Origin of the sequence: Microbacterium sp. NPDC080005 (genome assembly GCF_040702445.1) — a bacterium.
Lineage (GTDB): Bacteria > Actinomycetota > Actinomycetes > Actinomycetales > Microbacteriaceae > Microbacterium > Microbacterium oleivorans_D.
The window spans coordinates 255,645-271,918 of record NZ_JBFBLD010000001.1 but is presented as its reverse complement, the minus strand read 5'-3'; the positions used below and the strand labels follow the sequence as shown (position 1 = coordinate 271,918).

The window sequence follows — 16,274 nt, the reverse complement described above, 5'->3', positions numbered from 1 at the left end:
TCCCCGATGCTCCGGATCGGCCACAATGAGGAACGTGAGCGACGACGCCTTCGACGAGTTCTCCTACCTCCCCGCCCAGGCCGACGCCCTCGGCGTCCCGGTTCCCCCGGTGCAGCGGCTGACCCACCACCTCGCGGACGGCCGGACGGTGAGCGCCCTGCGGTTCGGCGACCCGAGCCTCCCCCCGGAGGCCACGTTCCTCCACGGCGCCGGGCTCAACGCCCACACATGGGACACGACGGTCCTCGCCGCCGGTCTTCCGGCCCTCGTCGTCGACCTGCCGGGGCACGGCGACTCGTCGTGGCGCGATGACGCCCGCTACACGGGAGCGACCATCGCCGAGGACATCGCCCCCGCCATCGCCGATTGGGCTCTCGGCAGGCGACAGACCCTCGTGGGTCACTCGCTGGGCGGACTCGCTGCAGCGGCCCTCGCCTCGCGGCATCCGGAGCTCGTCGCCGCACTCGTCCTGGTGGACATCTCCCCCGGAATCGACCCGAACGGCGCGGCCGCCTCGATCCGCGCGTTCTTCGCGGGCCCGACGGACTGGGCGAGCCGCGAGGATCTCGTCGAGCGCGCGCTGTCGTTCGGGCTCGGCGGGTCGCGCGAGGCCGCCACCCGCGGCGTCTCGCTGAACTCCCGCATCCGCCCCGACGGTCGTGTCGAGTGGAAACACCACTACGCGCACCTCGCCAACCGGCTCGCCGCCGATCCCGACGCCGCCGACGCGGTGGATGCCGCGCAGCGAGCGGATGCCGGCATCCTCTCCGCCGCGGGGTGGGACGACCTGTCCGCCGTGAGCGCCCCCGTCACGCTCGTCATCGGGACCCGCGGTTTCCTGACACAGGCAGATCGGGAGGAGTTCCGTGAACGGATGCCGGCCGCCCGGCACGTCGAGCTCGACTCGGCGCACAACGTGCAGGAGGAGCGCCCCGTCGAGCTCGCCGCAGCCCTGCGGACGGCACATGACGGCCGGTGACCGAAGTCCACGCCGGGGGACTCTAGGCTGTAACGCGCACCCGAGCACTCCGATGGAGCGGCGGCAGTGACGACGCCCCATCGTGCCGAAAGGATCCCCACTCACATGCTTCGCCGCACCGCCCTGGCCGCCGCCGCGCTCGTCGCCGCAGGCGCCCTGCTCCTCTCCGGCTGCACCGGCGCACAGCCCGGCCCGTCCGCCTCCTCCGGCACCCCCGATCCCGACGCGTCCGTCGCCGTGCGCCTCGTCCTCGAGCCGGGGAACCTCGACATCCGCGAGACCGCCGGCGCAGCCCTCGATCAGATCCTCATCGACAACGTGTACCAGGGCCTCGTGGCCCGCACCGCCGATCAGAAGATCGTGCCGGCGCTCGCGAGCGACTACCAGGTCTCCGACGACAAGCTCACGTACACGTTCACGCTGCGCGAGGGCGTCACCTTCCACGACGGTCAGGCGCTCACCCCGCAGGACGTCGTGTGGTCGTTGACGCAGGTGCGCGACACCCCGACGTTCCGCGACTCCGCGCGGTTGGCGAACGTCACCGACATCGCCGCCGACGGACAGACCATCACCCTCACCCTGAAGGCACCCGACTCGACCCTGCTCTGGAACCTCACCGGCCGTGCCGGTCTCGTCCTGAAGGAGGGCGACACCGTCGACCGGAAGACCGCCGCGAACGGGACCGGGCCGTTCCAGCTCACCGACTGGCGCGAGGGCGACAGCATCACCTTCGAGCGGTTCGCCGACTACTGGGGGACGCCCGCCGCCGCGGCCGAGGTCGTGTTCTCGTATGTGAGCGACAACCAGGCTGCGCTCAGCGGCGCGCTGGCCGGCGAATTCGACGTCCTCACCGGATTCGACGCGAACCTCGAGGACCAGGTCGAGGCGAACGGCGACTTCGCCCTCGAGCTCGGCGACTCGACCGACAAGGGCACCCTCGCCTTCAACCAGACCACCGGGCCGCTGGCCGACCAGAACGTGCGCAAGGCGATCCGTCAGGCGATCGACAAGAACGCAATCGTCGAGGCCCTCGGCGCCGGCAAGGTCCTCGGCGGCCCCATCCCGTCGCTCGACCCCGGCTACGAGGACCTGACCGATGTCGCCCCGTTCGACCCCGAGGCCGCGCGCGCCCTGCTCGCCGACGCCGGCGCCGAGAACCTCACCCTCACACTGACGATTCCGTCCGCCTACGGCACCACGATCCCCCAGATCCTGGTCTCGAACCTCCGTGACGTCGGGATCACCCTGCAGGTGAACCCGGTCGAGTTCCCCACCTGGATCAACGACGTCTACGTCAACAAGGACTACGAGCTCAGCTTCGTGCTGCACACCGAGGCGCGCGACTTCGAGAACTGGGCGAACCCCGACTACTACTTCACGTACGACAACCCGGAGGTGCAGGCGCTCTACGCGCAGTCCGTCGCCGCGACCGACGACGCCGAGGCCGCCGACCTGCTCGCGCAGGCCGCCCGCATCGTGTCCGAGGACGACGCCGCCGACTGGCTCTACAACGGGGAGTCCGTGCTCGCGGTCGCGTCGAACGTCAGTGGGATGCCGACGGTCAACGTCAATGAGCGACTGAACGTCGCAGAGCTGGCCAAGAGCGAGGGGTGATCCGCTACGCGCTGACGCGACTGGCCCTGCTGGTGCTGGGCCTGTTCGTCGCCAGTGCGCTCATCTTCTCGACCCTCCGCGTCCTCCCGGGAGACGTCGCCCAGCTCATCGCCGGGGTGAACTCCACCCCCGAGCAGATCGCGGCCCTCCGTGCACAGCTGGGCCTCGACCGTCCCCTCCCCGTCCAGTACGGGGACTGGATCGGCGGCATCCTCACCGGTGATCTCGGCAGTTCGCAGCTCACCGGGACGCCGGTGGACTCGGAACTGCTGCAGAAGGCGGAGGTGACGGTGCCGCTCGGCATCCTCTCCTTCGTCATCGCCCTGCTCGTCGCGATCCCGTTCGGCGTGTATGCGGCCGTCCGACGTCGTCGACCCGACGGCATCCTCGTCTCCGTGGGCGCTCAGGCCCTCGCTGCCGTCCCCGTCGTCTGGGCGGGCATGATGCTGGTCGTCGTCTTCGCGGTCAGCCTCGGATGGCTGCCGGCGCAGGGCTTCCCCCGCGCCGGGTGGTCCGACCCCGCCGCGGCGGTGCGTGCCCTGATCCTCCCGGCCCTCACGATCGGCGTCGTCGAGGGCGCGGTGCTCCTGCGGTTCGTCCGCTCCGCCACCCTGCAGGCGGTGACCCAGGACTTCGTGCGCACAGCGGCCGCGAAGGGACTCACCCGCACACAGGCGCTCCTGCGGCACGGTCTCCCGAGCGTGGGGCTGTCGGTCGTCACCGTCCTGGGGGTCCAGGTGGCCGGCATCATGGTCGGGGCCGTCGTGATCGAGCAGCTCTTCAGCCTCCCCGGCATCGGACGCATGCTGGTGGAGGACACCGGCAACCGCGACCTCGTGAAGGTGCAGGGCGAACTGCTCGTGCTCACCGGGCTCGTCCTCGTCATCGGGTTCGTGGTGGACCTGGTGCACCGGCTGCTCGACCCCCGTCAGCGAGAGGCCGAGTGATGGGGCGTTTCGACTGGGCACGGCGACTGTGGGGCTCCGGCACCGGCCGGTTCGGCGTGATCGTCGTGCTCGTCATCCTCACCGTCGCTGCGGTGGCCCTGTTCTGGACCCCGCTCGATCCGCAGCGGGTGGACATCGCGAACCGGTGGTCGTCGCCGGATGCCGCACATCTCCTCGGCACCGACGGCTCGGGGCGCGACATCCTCAGCCTGCTCATGGCGGGGGCGCGCACGACCGTGCTCGTCGCCGCGGGCGCCGGGCTCATCGCGACGGTCATCGGCCTGCTGCTCGCCGTGCTCGGGGCCCTCACTCCCCGTCCGGTCCGAGAGAGCGTGGCCGTGCTCGTCGACGTCCTCATCGCGTTCCCCGTGCTGCTCATCGCGATGATGATCTCGGCCGTGTGGGGAGGATCGCTCCTGGTGGTCATCGTCTCGGTGGGGATCGGATTCGGCGTCAACATCGCACGCGTCACCCGTCCCGAGCTGCGACGTGTCCTCCACAGCGACTTCGTGCTCGCGGGCCGGGCGTCGGGCCTGACGCCCTGGCAGAACCTGTGGCGGCACCTGCTCCCGAACGTCGCCCCGGTGTTCATCGTGCAGCTCTCCTGGGGCATGGCCGTCGCGGTCCTCGCCGAAGCCGGTCTGTCCTACCTCGGATTCGGCGCCCCCGTGACGGAGCCCTCGTGGGGGCTCCTCCTGGCCGACCTGCAACGGTTCATCAGTGTCCACCCGCTCTCGGTCGTGTGGCCGGGGCTCGCGATCACCCTGACGGTGCTGGGCTTCAACCTGCTCGGCGACGCCCTCCGCGACGCCACCGATCCCACGCTGTCGGGTCGGGTCGGCCCGAAGGGCGCGGAGCCTCCTGCGGCGGTGACGGCATGACCCTCTCGGTGACAGGACTCACGATCGACGTCGCCGGTCGCCGGGTGGTCGACGGCATCGACCTCGAGGTGCACGACGGCGATCGGGTCGGGCTCATCGGCGAGTCGGGGTCGGGCAAGTCCCTCACCGCGCTCGCGATCCTGGGACTCCTCCCCGACGGCGCGCAGGTCGGCGGCAGCATCCGGTGGGACGGTCGGGAGCTCGTCGGCATGCGCGACCGGGATCTCGCGCAGCTGCGCGGTGATGAGATCGGCATGGTCTTCCAGGAGCCGCAGACGGCGCTGAACCCGATCCGGACGGTGGGCAGGCAGATCGCCGAGTCCATCCGCATCCACGAGCGCGGCGTCTCGCGGGCGCAGGCCTGGTCGCGCGCGATCGAGCAGGCGCGGCGGGTGAAGCTCCCCGATCCCGAGGCCATCGTCCGCCGCTACCCCCATCAGCTCTCGGGCGGACAGCGCCAGCGGGTCGCCATCGCGATGGCCCTGGCCTGCCACCCGCGGATGCTGATCGCCGACGAACCCACGACGGCCCTCGACGTCACCATCCAGGCGGAGATCCTCGAGCTGCTGCACCACCTCGTCGAGGAGGACGGAATGTCGCTCGTGTTCATCACGCACGACCTCGCGGTCCTGTCGCAGATCGCCACGGACGCCGTCGTGCTCGACGCCGGCCGCGTCGTCGAGACCGGGCCGCTGCGGACGCTCCTGCACTCCCCCGCCTCTCCCGTGACGCAGGCCCTGCTGCGGGATGCGACGGCGACGCTGTGGCGACCGAGGGGGGACTCGTGAACGATCTCATCCGAGCCCGAGGGCTGACGCGTCGATACCGGATGCCGCGGTCCCGCGCCTTCGAGCCCGCACGGTGGACGACGGCGCTCGACGACGTGGACGTCGACGTGCGTGCGCACAGCGCCCTGGGGATCATCGGCGAGTCGGGTTCGGGCAAGTCGACGCTCGTCCGCCTGCTGCTGGGCCTCGACGTCGCGACCTCGGGAACGGTCGAGTTCGACGGACGCCCCGTCGTGGGCAGCGCACGCGCCCGCTCCCTGCACTGGCTGCGGCGGCGCACCGGCGTCGTCTTCCAGGACCCGTACGGCTCGCTCGACCCCCGGATGAGTGTCGGCCGCATCGTCGGCGAGCCCCTGGCAGCGCTCGAGCTCCCCGGCGACCACCGCGCGCGTGTGCGAGAGGTGCTCGACGACGTGGGGCTGCCCTCTGACGCCGCGGAGCGGTTCCCGCACGAGTTCTCCGGCGGGCAGAGGCAGCGCATCGCTCTCGCCCGCGCCCTCGTCCACCGCCCCGAGGTCCTCGTCGGCGACGAACCGCTGTCGGCCCTCGACGTGACCGTCCGTGCGCAGATCCTGGACCTGATCCGAGAGCTGCGACGGCGGGACGGACTGACGCTGGTGATGGTGTCGCACGACATCGGCGTCGTGCAGAACCTCTGTGACGACGTCGTCGTCATGACGGACGGTCGAGTCGTCGAAGAGGGCCCGACCGAGAAGGTCCTCCTCGACCCGCAGGTCGCCTACACCCGTCGACTGCTGGCCTCGATCCCCGTCATCGAGCGCCGCGACCGCTGACACGCGGCCCCGGTGTCGGCGCCGGCGACTAGCGTGGCCGCATGCACGCCATCGTCCCGCCGTACCTGCTCGCCCGTCTCGCGGCCGCTCCGGCCGAACGATTCCCGCACGCCGTCGCCGCCGCCCGCGCGACCCTCGCCGTCCCGCGCGCCTATGCGCCGATGCGCGCGCACCTCGATCTGTCCGTCGACGGCGACGCCCTCGTCGTGTCGGCGGCACCCGACCCCGACCGGCTGATCTCCGACGCGCAGGGCCGCGAGGAGCTGCCCGGCACACCCGCCCGTGCCGAGGGCGCCGCGCCGACCGGCGACACCGCGGTCGACGAGGCCTACGACGGGCTCGGCGCGACCTTCACCTTCCTGTGGGAGGCCTTCGAGCGGGTCGGTCTCGACGGCCGCAGCGGCTCGCTCGCGGCCACCGTGCACTACGGCCGGGCGTACGACAACGCGTTCTGGGACGGCGAGCGCATGGTCTTCGGCGACGGCGACGGCGAGGTGTTCGCGGGCTTCACCCGCTCGCTGAGCGTCATCGCCCACGAGCTGGGGCACGGGGTCATCGAGAGCGCCGGCGGCCTCGACTACTCGGGACAGTCCGGTGCGCTCAACGAGTCGATCGCCGACGTCTTCGGGGCGCTCACCGACCAGCACCACCGCGGCCAGACGGCGGACGTCGCCAGCTGGCTCGTCGGCTCCGAGATCTTCACCGAGGCCGTCACGGGTTCGGCGCTGCGCTCGCTCGCCGCCCCGGGCACGGCCTACGACGACGACGTGCTCGGCAAGGACCCGCAGCCCTCCCACATGCGCGACTTCGTGGAGACCTCCGGCGACAACGGCGGCGTGCACATCAACTCCGGCATCCCGAACAAGGCGTTCCACCTGGTCGCGACGGCTCTCGGCGGCTACGCCTGGGAGCGCGCGGGCCGCGTCTGGTACCTGACGCTGACCTCGGGGGCGCTTCCCCCCGCCGCCACCTTCGCGCAGTTCGCGGCGGCCACCGCCGACACCGCCGCGCGGGAGTACGGTGAGGATTCGGAGGAGGCCGTCGCCGTCCGCACCGCGTGGGCGAGCGTCGGAGTCGTGGAGGATGAGCCAGCCCGCTGAACCGCTGACGATCGTCGTCGTGCGCAGCGGCGGCTTCGCGGGACTCCGTCGTGCGTGGCGTGTCGAGATCGCGGATCAGGACGCCGGCGACTGGATGCCGCTGATCGAGGCGTGCCCGTGGGAGCAGCCTGCGGCATCCGCCCCCGGGGCCGACCGGTTCTCGTGGGAGGTGGCCGTCGCCGGCAGCTCCTGCGACCGCCGCGCATCGCTCGGGGAGAGCGACGCCGCGGGACCCTGGCGTGAGCTCATCGAGCGGGTGCGGACCGACGGCGAGAGCGTCCCGGCGACCTGACTCACCGCGCGCGGATGCGCGAGAGGATCGATTCCTTCTTCTTCGGGTTCAGGTGCTTCTGCAGGTAGATCGTGCCGAGGGACCGGCCGAACTTGAAGCCGACCTTCCCCATCCGGCCGACTTCGACGAAGCCGAGACGCTCATGCAGCGCGAGCGACGCCTCGGCTCCCTTGTCGCTGATGACGGCGACCATCTCGCGGATGCCCTTGTCCTCGCACGCGGCGATGAGGGCCTCCAGCAGCGCGCGGCCGAGTCCTTTGCCTGTCGCCGCCTGACCCAGATAAATGGAGTTCTCGACGGTGTATCGGAAGCCGCTCTTCCCGGTCCACGGCGACACGAGGCCGTAGCCGAGGATCTGTCCGCCCGGTGAGACGGCGACGAGGAACGGCAGCCCCAGTTTCGTGAGGTGGTCGAACTTCTCCACCCACTGCTTGTGCGTCCACCGCTTCTCGTCGAAGGTCACGACGGAGTTGGTGACGTAGTAGTTGTAGATCTCGCGGACGTCCGGCATGTCGGTGCGCACCGCGGGGCGCAGCTCGAATGTGAACTGACGCTCGGGCTCCGGACGACGGCGGAGGTGACGCGGAAGGCGACGGCGGTCGCGCTCGTACTCGTCCTCCAGCATGCGGCCAGCATACGGGTCTCGTGCAGGTCAGCCGGGCAGCCGCCAGTCGACCGGGGCCGCCCCTTGCGCCTCGAGGAGAGCGTTCACGCGTGAGAAGGGCCGCGAGCCGAAGAAGCCCCGCCTCGCCGACAGCGGGGACGGATGAGCGGACTCGACCCGCGGCGTCTCTCCGAGCAACGGCGCGAGGCCGGCGGCATCCTTGCCCCACAGCACCGCCACGAGCGGATCGGGTCGGGCTGCCAGCGTGCGGATCGCGTGCTCCGTGACGCGTTCCCAGCCCCAGCCGCGATGCGAGCCCGCGTGGCCGGGTGCGACGGTGAGTACGCGGTTGAGGAGCATGACGCCCTGCTCCGTCCACGCCGACAGGTCGCCGTGGGACGCCGGCGGGACGCCGAGGTCGGCGGAGAGCTCGGCGTAGATGTTGCCGAGGCTGCGCGGCAGCGGCCGGACATGACGCTCGACCGCGAACGACAGCCCGATCGGATGCCCCGGGGTCGGGTACGGATCCTGCCCGACCATGAGCACCCGGACCTGAGACAGCGGCTGCGCGAAGGCGCGGAGGACATGGCGCCCCTCGGGGAGGTAGCCGCGGTCGTCGGCGCGCAGGCGTTCGCCGAGCGCGGCGATCTCGGAGGCGACGGGGGCGAGCGCCCTCGCCCACCCCGGGTCGATCAGACCGTCGGCGGCCAGGTCCTCGAGCGAGCGCCCGCTCATGCGCCGGCGGGGAGCCCCTGGTCCTCCTGGACCACGGTCCCCCGGAACGACCACGGGAAGTCGATCCACAGATTGGTCTCACGCCACGAGTAGTCGGGCATCGCGATCGATCCGGGCTTCGTGTAGATGCACACCGATCGGACGTCGGCACCGGCCTCGCCGAGCATCTTGACGGCGAGGGCGAGAGTGCGGCCGCTGTCGGCCACGTCGTCGACCACCAGGACGCGCTTGCCCGGCAGCGCACCCAGGTCGAGGTCGGGTGGCAGCAGGGTCGGCGCGTCGAGCACGGTGCCGATGCCCGTGTAGAACTCCACGTTGAGGGCGCCGCAGCTCTTCACGCCGAGCCCATAGGCGATCGCGCCGGCGGGCAGCAGGCCCCCGCGGGCGATCGCGACGACGATGTCGGGAGCGAACCCGTCGGCGATGATCGATCGCGCCAGATCGCGGGTCGCCCCGCCGAAATCATCCCAGGTCAACGTCTCGCGTTCGGCGGCCACCGGCATCCCTTCGTCCATGGATCCTCAAGACTACGGCGTGCGGGCGGCCGCTTCCCCGGCGCGGGCCGACGCAGCGCTAGGCTCACGCTCGTGACCGGCTCCGCGCGCTCCTCGACCCTGCGTTCCTCGGCGCTGCGTTCCTCCGCGTGGGGGATCACCGCCGGTCTCATCGGGTGGTTCATCCTCGTCGAGATCGTCAGCGGCATCCTGCAGGGGTTCTACGTGCCCCTCTTCAGCGACATCGTGATCCAGCTGGGGATCCGCGACGCCGACGTGAACTGGTTCGAGGCGGGTCAGCTGCTGCTGAGCGCCCTCGTCGTCCCGATCCTCGCGAAGCTCGGCGACATGTTCGGCCACAAGCGGATCCTGCTCGTCGCCGCCATCCTCACCGCCCTCGCCTCGTGGGGGCTCGTCTTCGCCGACTCGTTCTGGACCTTCCTGCTGTTCTGGTCGCTGCAGGGGTTCTACGTCGTCTGGCTGCCGCTCGAGATCGCGCTCATCTTCGAACGCGGCCGGCAGCAGAACCGCGGGGTGTCGATGACCCGCCGCGCGGCCGGTCTGCTGGTCGTCGGCCTCGAGGCCGGGGCGATCATGGGGGCGCTGGCGGCGGGCCGGATCTACGCGGCGACGGGCGATCTGGCCCTCACGCTCATGGTGCCCGCGATCGCGGTGTCGCTCATCGCGGTCGTCATCTGGCTCTTCGTGCCCGAGTCGACCCCCAGCGGCGAGCGCCGCCTCGACACGTGGGGCGTCGTCCTGCTCGCCTGGGGGCTGCTGCTGGTGACGGGCGCTCTCGCATGGATGCGGCTGATCGGCGAGCTGCGACTGGGCGGCGTCGCCTGGCTGCTGGTCGCCGCGCTCGGCGTGATCGGCGTGGGTGTCCTCGTCTGGTTCGTCCGCCATGAGCGGGGTCACGCCTTCCCGGTGATCGACGTACGGGTCCTCGCGCGCCCCGACATGTGGCCCGTGCAGGCGACGGCGTTCCTCATCGGCATCAGCCTGCTCGGCGCGCAGGGGCCCCTCTCGACGTACGCCGGGACCGATCCGTCGCTCGGATACGGGCTCGGCCTGGATGCGACGGAACGCTCCTACGTCATCGGGATCTACCTCGTGTCGCTCATCGTCGGAGCCGTGCTGTTCGCTGTCACGTCACGTCGCATCAGTCCCCGGCTCGCTCTCATCGTCGCCGCCGCTCTCGTGGGTGTCGGCTACGCCCTGTTCCTGCCGTTCCACCTCGAGGTCTGGCAGGTGCTGCTAAACCTGTCGATCGCCGGCATCGGATGCGGCGCCCTCGTCGGCGCCATGCCCGCCGCCGCTGCGGCAGCCGCGCCTTTCGGCAAGACCGGCGAGGCATCGGGGATGACCAACACCACGAAGACGATCGGCGGCGCGTTCTCGTCCGCGGTCTTCGGCGTGGTGCTCGCCGCGGGGGCGGGGAGTGTCGCCGGGCAGACCGCGAGCTCGCTCGGCGGCTACCTCACCGTGTGGGCGATCTGCGCGGCAGGCGGATTCCTCGCCGCGGTGCTGCTGGTCTTCGTGCCGCGCGTCGCTTTCGCCGACGCCCCGCCGTCCGGCTGAATCCGGTCAGTCGATGTCGCTGCGGGGGCGCAGCCGCCCGCGCGCCAGCAGGTGCTGCGCCGATTGGGCGACCGGACGCATCGTGACGAGGTCGAGGTTCACGTGGCCCGGCGCGCCCAGGGCGTAGCCGATGACGTCGGCGACGTCGGCCGCGGTCAGCGGTTCCTCGACTCCGTCGTAGACCTTCTCCGCTGCGGCGCGGTCACCGCCGAGGCGGTTGAGGGAGAACTCCTCGGTCTGCACCATCCCGGGGGCGATCTCGACGACGCGGATCGGCTCGCCGTTCAGCTCGAGTCGGAGCGCGTGGACGAGCATCGACTCCCCCGCCTTCGCCGCGTTGTACCCCGCTCCACCGGGGTAGGCGGTCTGCGCAGCGGTCGAGGTGACGTAGACCGTGTCGGCGTGTCCGTCGGCTTCGGCGGCACGGCGCAGGAGCGGCAGCAGCGCCGCCGTGAGCAGCTGCGCCGACAGGACGTTCGCCTCGAACATCCACCGCCAGTCGGCCGCATCGCCGTCCTCGACCCGCTGTGTGCCGCGCGCTCCGCCCGCGACGTGGACGAGGGCGTGAACAGGGCCTGTGTCGGCGAGGTGCGCCGCGAGAGCGGCGACGTCCGCCTCGCTCGTGAGGTCGGCGGCGTACGAGCGCGACCCGACCTCGGCGTCGAGGGCCTCCAATCGCGCCGCACGGCGGGCGACACCCACGACGTCCCAGCCCCTCGCGCGGAGGTCGCGCACGACCGCCTCGCCGATCCCCGAGCTCGCTCCGGTCACCACTGCACGTCGATTCGCCATGTCGTCCACGCTAGCCACTCCCGCGGAGGCCGGGAGCACGCCAGGTTACGTCGCGTGTCCGATCCGTTGTCCCGGCGGAGGACGGCTCGTAACGTCGGTGTCGAGCCCGCGGCATCCGTCCCACGGGCCGTCACACCCACCGTCCACTCACGCAGGGAGCCCGTCATGTCCGCACCCGAGAACTGGCGCTTCGAGACCAAGCAGATCCACACCGGCGCCGCTCCGGACCCGGTCACCAAGGCCCGCGCCACCCCCATCTACCAGACGACGTCGTACGTCTTCGACAGCGCCGACCACGCCGCGAACCTCTTCGCACTGGCGGAGTTCGGCAACATCTACACGCGCATTCAGAACCCCACGCAGGATGTCCTGGAGCAGCGCCTCGCGGGCCTCGAGGGCGGCACCGGCGCCCTCCTCGTCGCCTCGGGTCAGGCGGCCGAGACGTTCGCCGTCCTCAACATCGCGCAGGCCGGTGACCACATCGTCTCGTCGAGCTCGATCTACGGCGGCACCTACAACCTCTTCAAGTACACGCTCGCCAAGCTCGGCATCGAGACGACGTTCGTCGAGAACCAGGACGACGTCGAGGAGTGGCGCCGCGCGGTCCGCCCGAACACGAAGCTGTTCTTCGCCGAGACGATCGGCAACCCGAAGATCAACGTCCTCGACATCCGCACCGTCGCCGACGTCGCCCACGAGGCCGGTGTGCCGCTCATCGTCGACAACACGATCGCGACGCCCTACCTCATCCGTCCCTTCGAGCACGGCGCCGACATCGTCGTCCACTCGGTGACGAAGTTCCTCGGCGGCCACGGCACGACCATCGGCGGCGCGATCATCGACGGCGGTTCGTTCCCGTGGTCCGAGCACTCCGAGCGCTTCCCCGGGCTGACGACGCCCGACGAGTCGTACCACGGCGCGGTCTACACCGCCGCCGTCGGCGACGCCCTCGCCTACATCATCAAGGCGCGCGTGCAGCTGCTGCGCGACCTGGGCTCGGCGATCTCGCCGCAGAGCGCGTGGAACCTCATCCAGGGCGTCGAGACGCTGTCGCTGCGCATCGAGCGTCACGTGCAGAACGCGCAGGAGATCGCCGAGTGGCTCGAGAACCACCCCGACGTCGCCTCGGTGAACTACTCGGGGCTCCCGACCTCGCCGTGGTACGCCGCGGCCAACCGCTACGCCCCGAAGGGTGTCGGCGCGGTGCTCTCGTTCGAACTCAAGGGCGGTGTCGGCGCGGGCCGCGAGTTCGTCAACGCACTGACCCTGTTCAGCCACCTGGCGAACATCGGCGACGTGCGCTCGCTCGTCATCCACCCCGCATCCACGACGCACTCGCAGCTGACCCCGGAGCAGCAGCTCACCTCCGGTGTCACGCCGGGTCTCGTGCGCCTGTCGGTCGGTCTCGAGAACATCGACGACCTGAAGGCCGACCTCGAGCAGGCCCTGGCCGCCGCGCGACGCGTCTCGGAGGCGGCGCGCGCCTGATCCTCCCCTCCTCAGGAGACCGACACCCCGCCCGGGTCCGCCCGCGGCGGGGTGTCGTGCGTCCGTAACACTCCGCCAGGTCCTCGACCCACCCGGGACAATGGAGACATGGACTGGCAGACCTCGGAGGACACGGTGCCCTCGGCGCCCGTGACCGAGGCCGATGCGCGGCTGCTGCTGGGGCGCCCTCCCGCGACCGGGGCGTGGCGAGACGGCGACCCGGTCGGCGAGCGCCGATTCGCACAGTTCGGCGCGTTCGCCACCGAGGGCGGCGCGAGCCTGCCCGGCATCCGTCTCGCCTATGAGACGTGGGGCGAGCTCTCCCCTGCCCGCGACAACGCCGTGCTGATCCTGCACGCCCTCACCGGCGACAGCCACGTGCGCGGCGGGGCGGGCCCGGGGCACGCGACCGAGGGCTGGTGGGGCGACGTCGTGGGTCCCGGAGCCGCGATCGACACGGACCGGTGGTTCGTCGTGGCGCCGAACATCCTGGGCGGATGCCAGGGGTCGACCGGGCCCGCCAGCATCGCTCCCGACGGCTACGAATGGGCCTCCCGCTTCCCCTTCCTCACGATCCGCGACCAGGTCGCCGCGCAGGTCATGCTGGCCGACGCGCTCGGCATCGACGTCTGGGCGGGAGTGGTCGGCGGCTCCATGGGCGGTATGCACGCCCTGGAGTGGGCGGTCACGCACCCTGAGCGGGTCGAGCGCCTCGCCGTCCTGTGCTCGCCGCCGACGACGACAGCCGATCAGGTCGCGCTCAACTCCGTGCAGCTGGCGGCCATCCAGATGGACCCGCGCTTCGCCGGTGGACACTACTACGACGCGCCGGACGGCGACGGCCCGCACCGCGGCCTGTCGCTCGCGCGGCGCATGGCCCTGCTCAACTACCGCACCCCGGTCGAACTCAATCAACGCTTCCAGCGGTCATGGCAGTCCGACAAGAGCCCGTTCGGCGAGGGCGGCCGGTACGCCGTCGAGAGCTACCTCGACTTCCACGGCAACCGCTTCACCCGCCGTTTCGACGCGAACTCCTACCTGAGCCTCGTCGAGGCGATGAACTCCCACGACGTCGGGCGGGGCCGAGGCGGTGTCGAGGACGCGCTCGCCCGCGTGACGGCGCGCACCCTCGTGCTCGGCATCGACAGCGACCGGCTGTTCCCGGTGGAGGGGCAGCACCGCATCAGCCGCGGCATCCGCACCACGATCGACGAGGGCACCGTCGTCCTGCACAGCGACTTCGGCCATGACGGGTTCCTCATCGAGACCGAGCCCGTCGGCCGGCACCTGCGCCGCCTCCTCGAGAGCTGACGTTCAGCCCTTCAGCCCTGACGTGCTGATGCCGCGGATGATCTGCTTCTGCGCGAGGAAGAACACGAGGATCATCGGCACCGTCGCGATGACGCTCGCCGTCACGATGATCTCCCAGTGCCACTCCCCGCCGAAGCCGAAGGCGTCGACGAGCGACTTGAGCCCCCGCGGGATCGTGAACGTCGACGAGTCGCGCAGGTAGATGAGCCCGCGCATCAGGTCGGTCCACGCCGCCTGCACCTCGAAGACGAGCACGACCGCGAGGGTCGGCCGCAGCAGCGGCACCGCGATGCGCCAGAAGACCGCCCACTGACTCGCCCCGTCCACGCGCGCGGCCTCGAACAGCTCGCGCGGCAGGGTGAGGATGAACTGCCGCAGCAGGAAGACGTAGAACGCGCTCGCGAACAGGTTCTGCGCCCACATCGGGACGAGGGTGCCGACGAACCCGAGCGAGTTCCAGATGAGGAACGTCGGGATCATCGTCACCGCACCGGGCAGCATCATCGACGCGAGCACCAGCCCGAAGAGGACGTTCCGACCACGGAAGCGGAAATAGGCGAAGCCCCACGCGACCATCGAACTCGAGATCGTCACCGTGACCGCTGCCAGGACCGTCACCACGAGCGTGTTCACGAGCCAGAGCGCCAGCGGCGCCTCCTGCCAGACCTGGCCGTAGTTCTCGAGCGTGAACGTGTCGGGGACGAGCTTGTTGTCGAACACCTCGCCGCGTGGCTTGAACGACGCGCTCACGAGCCAGACGAACGGGTACGCGAAGGCGATCGTGACGACCACGAGGAGCGCGATCGACACGATCCGCGACACCTTCGGCCGACGTCGGCGCTGCGGCGTGGCCGTGACGACGGGGTCTTTCGCGGATGCCGGATCCCGCCCCTCCGCCGACGCGGCGGCGCCCGTCGGACCCGACATCAGACCGGTCATCGTCCGCCGCCTTCGTAGTAGACGAGCCGGCGCGAGACGACGAGCTGGACGGCGGTGACGATGAGGATGAGGACGAAGAGCAGCCACGCCATGGCCGAGGCGTATCCCATGTTCAGGAATTGGAAGGCCTGCTGGAACAGGTAGATGACGTAGAAGAGCGCGGCGTCGTTGCTGTAGGTCGAGTTCCCCGCGCCGAAGAAGGCGGTGTAGGCCTCGTCGAAGGTCTGGAGCCCGGCGATCGTGTTGACCACGATGATGAAGAACAGCGCCGGGCTGATCATCGGCAGGCTCACGTGTCGGAACCGGTGCCAGCGGCCGGCGCCGTCGAGACGCGCGGACTCGTAGAGCTCCTCGGGTACCGACTGCAGCGCCGCGAGCAGGATGATGACCGACGAGCCCACCGTCCAGAGGCTCATGATCACCAGGCCCGGTTTCACCCACGCCGGGTCGGTGGTCCAGCTCGGCCCGTCGACGCCGACGCCTTCGAGACCGGCGTTGATGAGTCCGTTCTGTCCGTTGAACAGGAGGAGGAAGAGGATGCCGACGGCCACCGGCGGCGTCATCTTCGGCAGGAACACCATCGTCCGGAAGAACCCGGACGACCGCCCGGCACTGTTCAGGAGAACCGCGAGGGCGAGTGAGACGACGACGTACGCCGGGACCTGGATCACCATGAAGGTGAACGTGTTGGCGAGCGCGAGCCCGATCTTCGGATCGGCGAAGAGTTCGACGTAGTTGTCCCACCCGACGAAGGACGGGTCGTTGATGACGTCGTAGTCGGTGAACGAGAGATACGCGCTGTAGATGAGCGGCCACGCCGTGAAGACACCGAAGCCGATGATCCACGGCGAGAGGAACAGCAGCGCCGACCGGGTGTTGCGCCGGGCGGCGCGGCGACGGGACCGGGTGCGGTCCGCCGCCACGACGGTGGACAT

17 protein-coding genes are annotated in these 16,274 nt (G+C 70.7%); 11 read left to right on the top strand and 6 right to left on the bottom strand.

Annotated features, from left to right (window positions below; genetic code table 11):
• Positions 1 to 25: 25 nt before the first annotated feature.
• The 8 genes from AB0259_RS01245 (at position 26) to AB0259_RS01210 (ending at position 7,395) form a co-directional block, all read left to right on the top strand.
• Positions 26 to 979, top strand: coding sequence for an alpha/beta hydrolase (locus AB0259_RS01245; protein ID WP_251579195.1), 954 nt, complete (start codon positions 26 to 28; stop codon positions 977 to 979).
• Between the two features lie 105 nt (positions 980 to 1,084).
• Complete coding sequence (locus tag AB0259_RS01240; protein WP_366221116.1) at positions 1,085 to 2,593, top strand: ABC transporter substrate-binding protein; 1,509 nt, start codon at positions 1,085 to 1,087, stop codon at positions 2,591 to 2,593.
• Positions 2,590 to 3,540 carry an ABC transporter permease gene (locus AB0259_RS01235; protein WP_366221117.1) on the top strand — a complete coding sequence of 317 codons (951 nt, stop codon included), beginning with the start codon at positions 2,590 to 2,592 and terminating at the stop codon, positions 3,538 to 3,540. Before AB0259_RS01240 ends, AB0259_RS01235 begins: the two co-directional genes overlap by 4 nt.
• Positions 3,540 to 4,421, top strand: coding sequence for an ABC transporter permease (locus AB0259_RS01230; protein WP_366221118.1), 882 nt, complete (start codon positions 3,540 to 3,542; stop codon positions 4,419 to 4,421). Before AB0259_RS01235 ends, AB0259_RS01230 begins: the two co-directional genes overlap by 1 nt.
• A complete protein-coding gene (locus AB0259_RS01225; protein ID WP_366221119.1) occupies positions 4,418 to 5,209 on the top strand; it encodes an ABC transporter ATP-binding protein in 792 nt (263 codons plus the stop codon). The genes AB0259_RS01230 and AB0259_RS01225 overlap by 4 nt, the downstream gene beginning before the upstream one ends.
• Positions 5,210 to 5,250: 41 nt before the next feature.
• Positions 5,251 to 6,003 carry an ATP-binding cassette domain-containing protein gene (locus tag AB0259_RS01220; RefSeq protein WP_366221421.1) on the top strand — a complete coding sequence of 251 codons (753 nt, stop codon included), beginning with the start codon at positions 5,251 to 5,253 and terminating at the stop codon, positions 6,001 to 6,003.
• Positions 6,004 to 6,044: 41 nt separating this feature from the next.
• Complete coding sequence (locus AB0259_RS01215) at positions 6,045 to 7,103, top strand: M4 family metallopeptidase (RefSeq protein ID WP_366221120.1); 1,059 nt, start codon at positions 6,045 to 6,047, stop codon at positions 7,101 to 7,103.
• Positions 7,087 to 7,395 (top strand): protealysin inhibitor emfourin, encoded by a 309-nt coding sequence (locus AB0259_RS01210; protein WP_366221122.1) that lies wholly within the window; start codon positions 7,087 to 7,089, stop codon positions 7,393 to 7,395. The genes AB0259_RS01215 and AB0259_RS01210 overlap by 17 nt, the downstream gene beginning before the upstream one ends.
• 1 nt (position 7,396) lies before the next feature.
• On the opposite strand, the gene AB0259_RS01205 is transcribed toward AB0259_RS01210, so the two are convergent.
• From AB0259_RS01205 to AB0259_RS01195, 3 genes are read right to left on the bottom strand one after another with little or no spacing between them, the layout of a single operon-like run.
• On the bottom strand, positions 7,397 to 8,020 hold the full coding sequence (locus AB0259_RS01205) for an N-acetyltransferase family protein (RefSeq protein WP_366221123.1): 624 nt from the start codon (positions 8,018 to 8,020) through the stop codon (positions 7,397 to 7,399).
• Between the two features lie 27 nt (positions 8,021 to 8,047).
• Complete coding sequence (locus AB0259_RS01200; RefSeq protein WP_366221125.1) at positions 8,048 to 8,734, bottom strand: uracil-DNA glycosylase; 687 nt, start codon at positions 8,732 to 8,734, stop codon at positions 8,048 to 8,050.
• A complete protein-coding gene (locus AB0259_RS01195) occupies positions 8,731 to 9,249 on the bottom strand; it encodes a phosphoribosyltransferase (RefSeq protein ID WP_366221126.1) in 519 nt (172 codons plus the stop codon). The genes AB0259_RS01200 and AB0259_RS01195 overlap by 4 nt, the downstream gene beginning before the upstream one ends.
• A 114-nt stretch (positions 9,250 to 9,363) precedes the next feature.
• Here AB0259_RS01195 and AB0259_RS01190 point away from each other — a divergent pair, with 114 nt between their 5' ends.
• Positions 9,364 to 10,809, top strand: a complete 1,446-nt coding sequence (locus tag AB0259_RS01190) for an MFS transporter (RefSeq protein WP_366221423.1) — start codon at positions 9,364 to 9,366, stop codon at positions 10,807 to 10,809.
• Between the two features lie 6 nt (positions 10,810 to 10,815).
• Here the strand turns inward: AB0259_RS01190 and AB0259_RS01185 are convergent, their stop codons facing one another.
• Positions 10,816 to 11,601 carry an SDR family oxidoreductase gene (locus AB0259_RS01185; protein ID WP_251579175.1) on the bottom strand — a complete coding sequence of 262 codons (786 nt, stop codon included), beginning with the start codon at positions 11,599 to 11,601 and terminating at the stop codon, positions 10,816 to 10,818.
• 165 nt (positions 11,602 to 11,766) lie between these two features.
• Here AB0259_RS01185 and AB0259_RS01180 point away from each other — a divergent pair, with 165 nt between their 5' ends.
• Entirely contained in the window at positions 11,767 to 13,089 is a 1,323-nt protein-coding gene (locus AB0259_RS01180) for a bifunctional o-acetylhomoserine/o-acetylserine sulfhydrylase (RefSeq protein ID WP_251579173.1), read from the top strand.
• Between the two features lie 108 nt (positions 13,090 to 13,197).
• A complete protein-coding gene (locus AB0259_RS01175; RefSeq protein ID WP_251579172.1) occupies positions 13,198 to 14,400 on the top strand; it encodes a homoserine O-acetyltransferase in 1,203 nt (400 codons plus the stop codon).
• Between the two features lie 3 nt (positions 14,401 to 14,403).
• Here the strand turns inward: AB0259_RS01175 and AB0259_RS01170 are convergent, their stop codons facing one another.
• Positions 14,404 to 15,339, bottom strand: coding sequence for a carbohydrate ABC transporter permease (locus tag AB0259_RS01170; RefSeq protein WP_366221127.1), 936 nt, complete (start codon positions 15,337 to 15,339; stop codon positions 14,404 to 14,406).
• A complete protein-coding gene (locus AB0259_RS01165) occupies positions 15,336 to 16,274 on the bottom strand; it encodes a sugar ABC transporter permease (protein WP_251579168.1) in 939 nt (312 codons plus the stop codon). The genes AB0259_RS01170 and AB0259_RS01165 overlap by 4 nt, the downstream gene beginning before the upstream one ends.

Bases quoted from the DNA above. Each gene is read 5' to 3' on its own strand.
- AB0259_RS01230 (WP_366221118.1), top strand. From the start codon at position 3,540: ATGGGGCGTTTCGACTGGGCACGGCGACTGTGGGGCTCCGGCACCGGC.
- AB0259_RS01200 (WP_366221125.1), bottom strand. From the start codon at position 8,734: ATGAGCGGGCGCTCGCTCGAGGACCTGGCCGCCGACGGTCTGATCGAC.
- AB0259_RS01225 (WP_366221119.1), top strand. From the start codon at position 4,418: ATGACCCTCTCGGTGACAGGACTCACGATCGACGTCGCCGGTCGCCGG.
- AB0259_RS01240 (WP_366221116.1), top strand. From the start codon at position 1,085: ATGCTTCGCCGCACCGCCCTGGCCGCCGCCGCGCTCGTCGCCGCAGGC.
- AB0259_RS01165 (WP_251579168.1), bottom strand. From the start codon at position 16,274: ATGTCCACCGTCGTGGCGGCGGACCGCACCCGGTCCCGTCGCCGCGCC.
- AB0259_RS01195 (WP_366221126.1), bottom strand. From the start codon at position 9,249: ATGGACGAAGGGATGCCGGTGGCCGCCGAACGCGAGACGTTGACCTGG.
- AB0259_RS01170 (WP_366221127.1), bottom strand. From the start codon at position 15,339: ATGACCGGTCTGATGTCGGGTCCGACGGGCGCCGCCGCGTCGGCGGAG.
- AB0259_RS01210 (WP_366221122.1), top strand. From the start codon at position 7,087: ATGAGCCAGCCCGCTGAACCGCTGACGATCGTCGTCGTGCGCAGCGGC.
- AB0259_RS01185 (WP_251579175.1), bottom strand. From the start codon at position 11,601: ATGGCGAATCGACGTGCAGTGGTGACCGGAGCGAGCTCGGGGATCGGC.
- AB0259_RS01215 (WP_366221120.1), top strand. From the start codon at position 6,045: ATGCACGCCATCGTCCCGCCGTACCTGCTCGCCCGTCTCGCGGCCGCT.
- AB0259_RS01245 (WP_251579195.1), top strand. From the start codon at position 26: ATGAGGAACGTGAGCGACGACGCCTTCGACGAGTTCTCCTACCTCCCC.
- AB0259_RS01180 (WP_251579173.1), top strand. From the start codon at position 11,767: ATGTCCGCACCCGAGAACTGGCGCTTCGAGACCAAGCAGATCCACACC.
- AB0259_RS01220 (WP_366221421.1), top strand. From the start codon at position 5,251: ATGCCGCGGTCCCGCGCCTTCGAGCCCGCACGGTGGACGACGGCGCTC.
- AB0259_RS01205 (WP_366221123.1), bottom strand. From the start codon at position 8,020: ATGCTGGAGGACGAGTACGAGCGCGACCGCCGTCGCCTTCCGCGTCAC.
- AB0259_RS01175 (WP_251579172.1), top strand. From the start codon at position 13,198: ATGGACTGGCAGACCTCGGAGGACACGGTGCCCTCGGCGCCCGTGACC.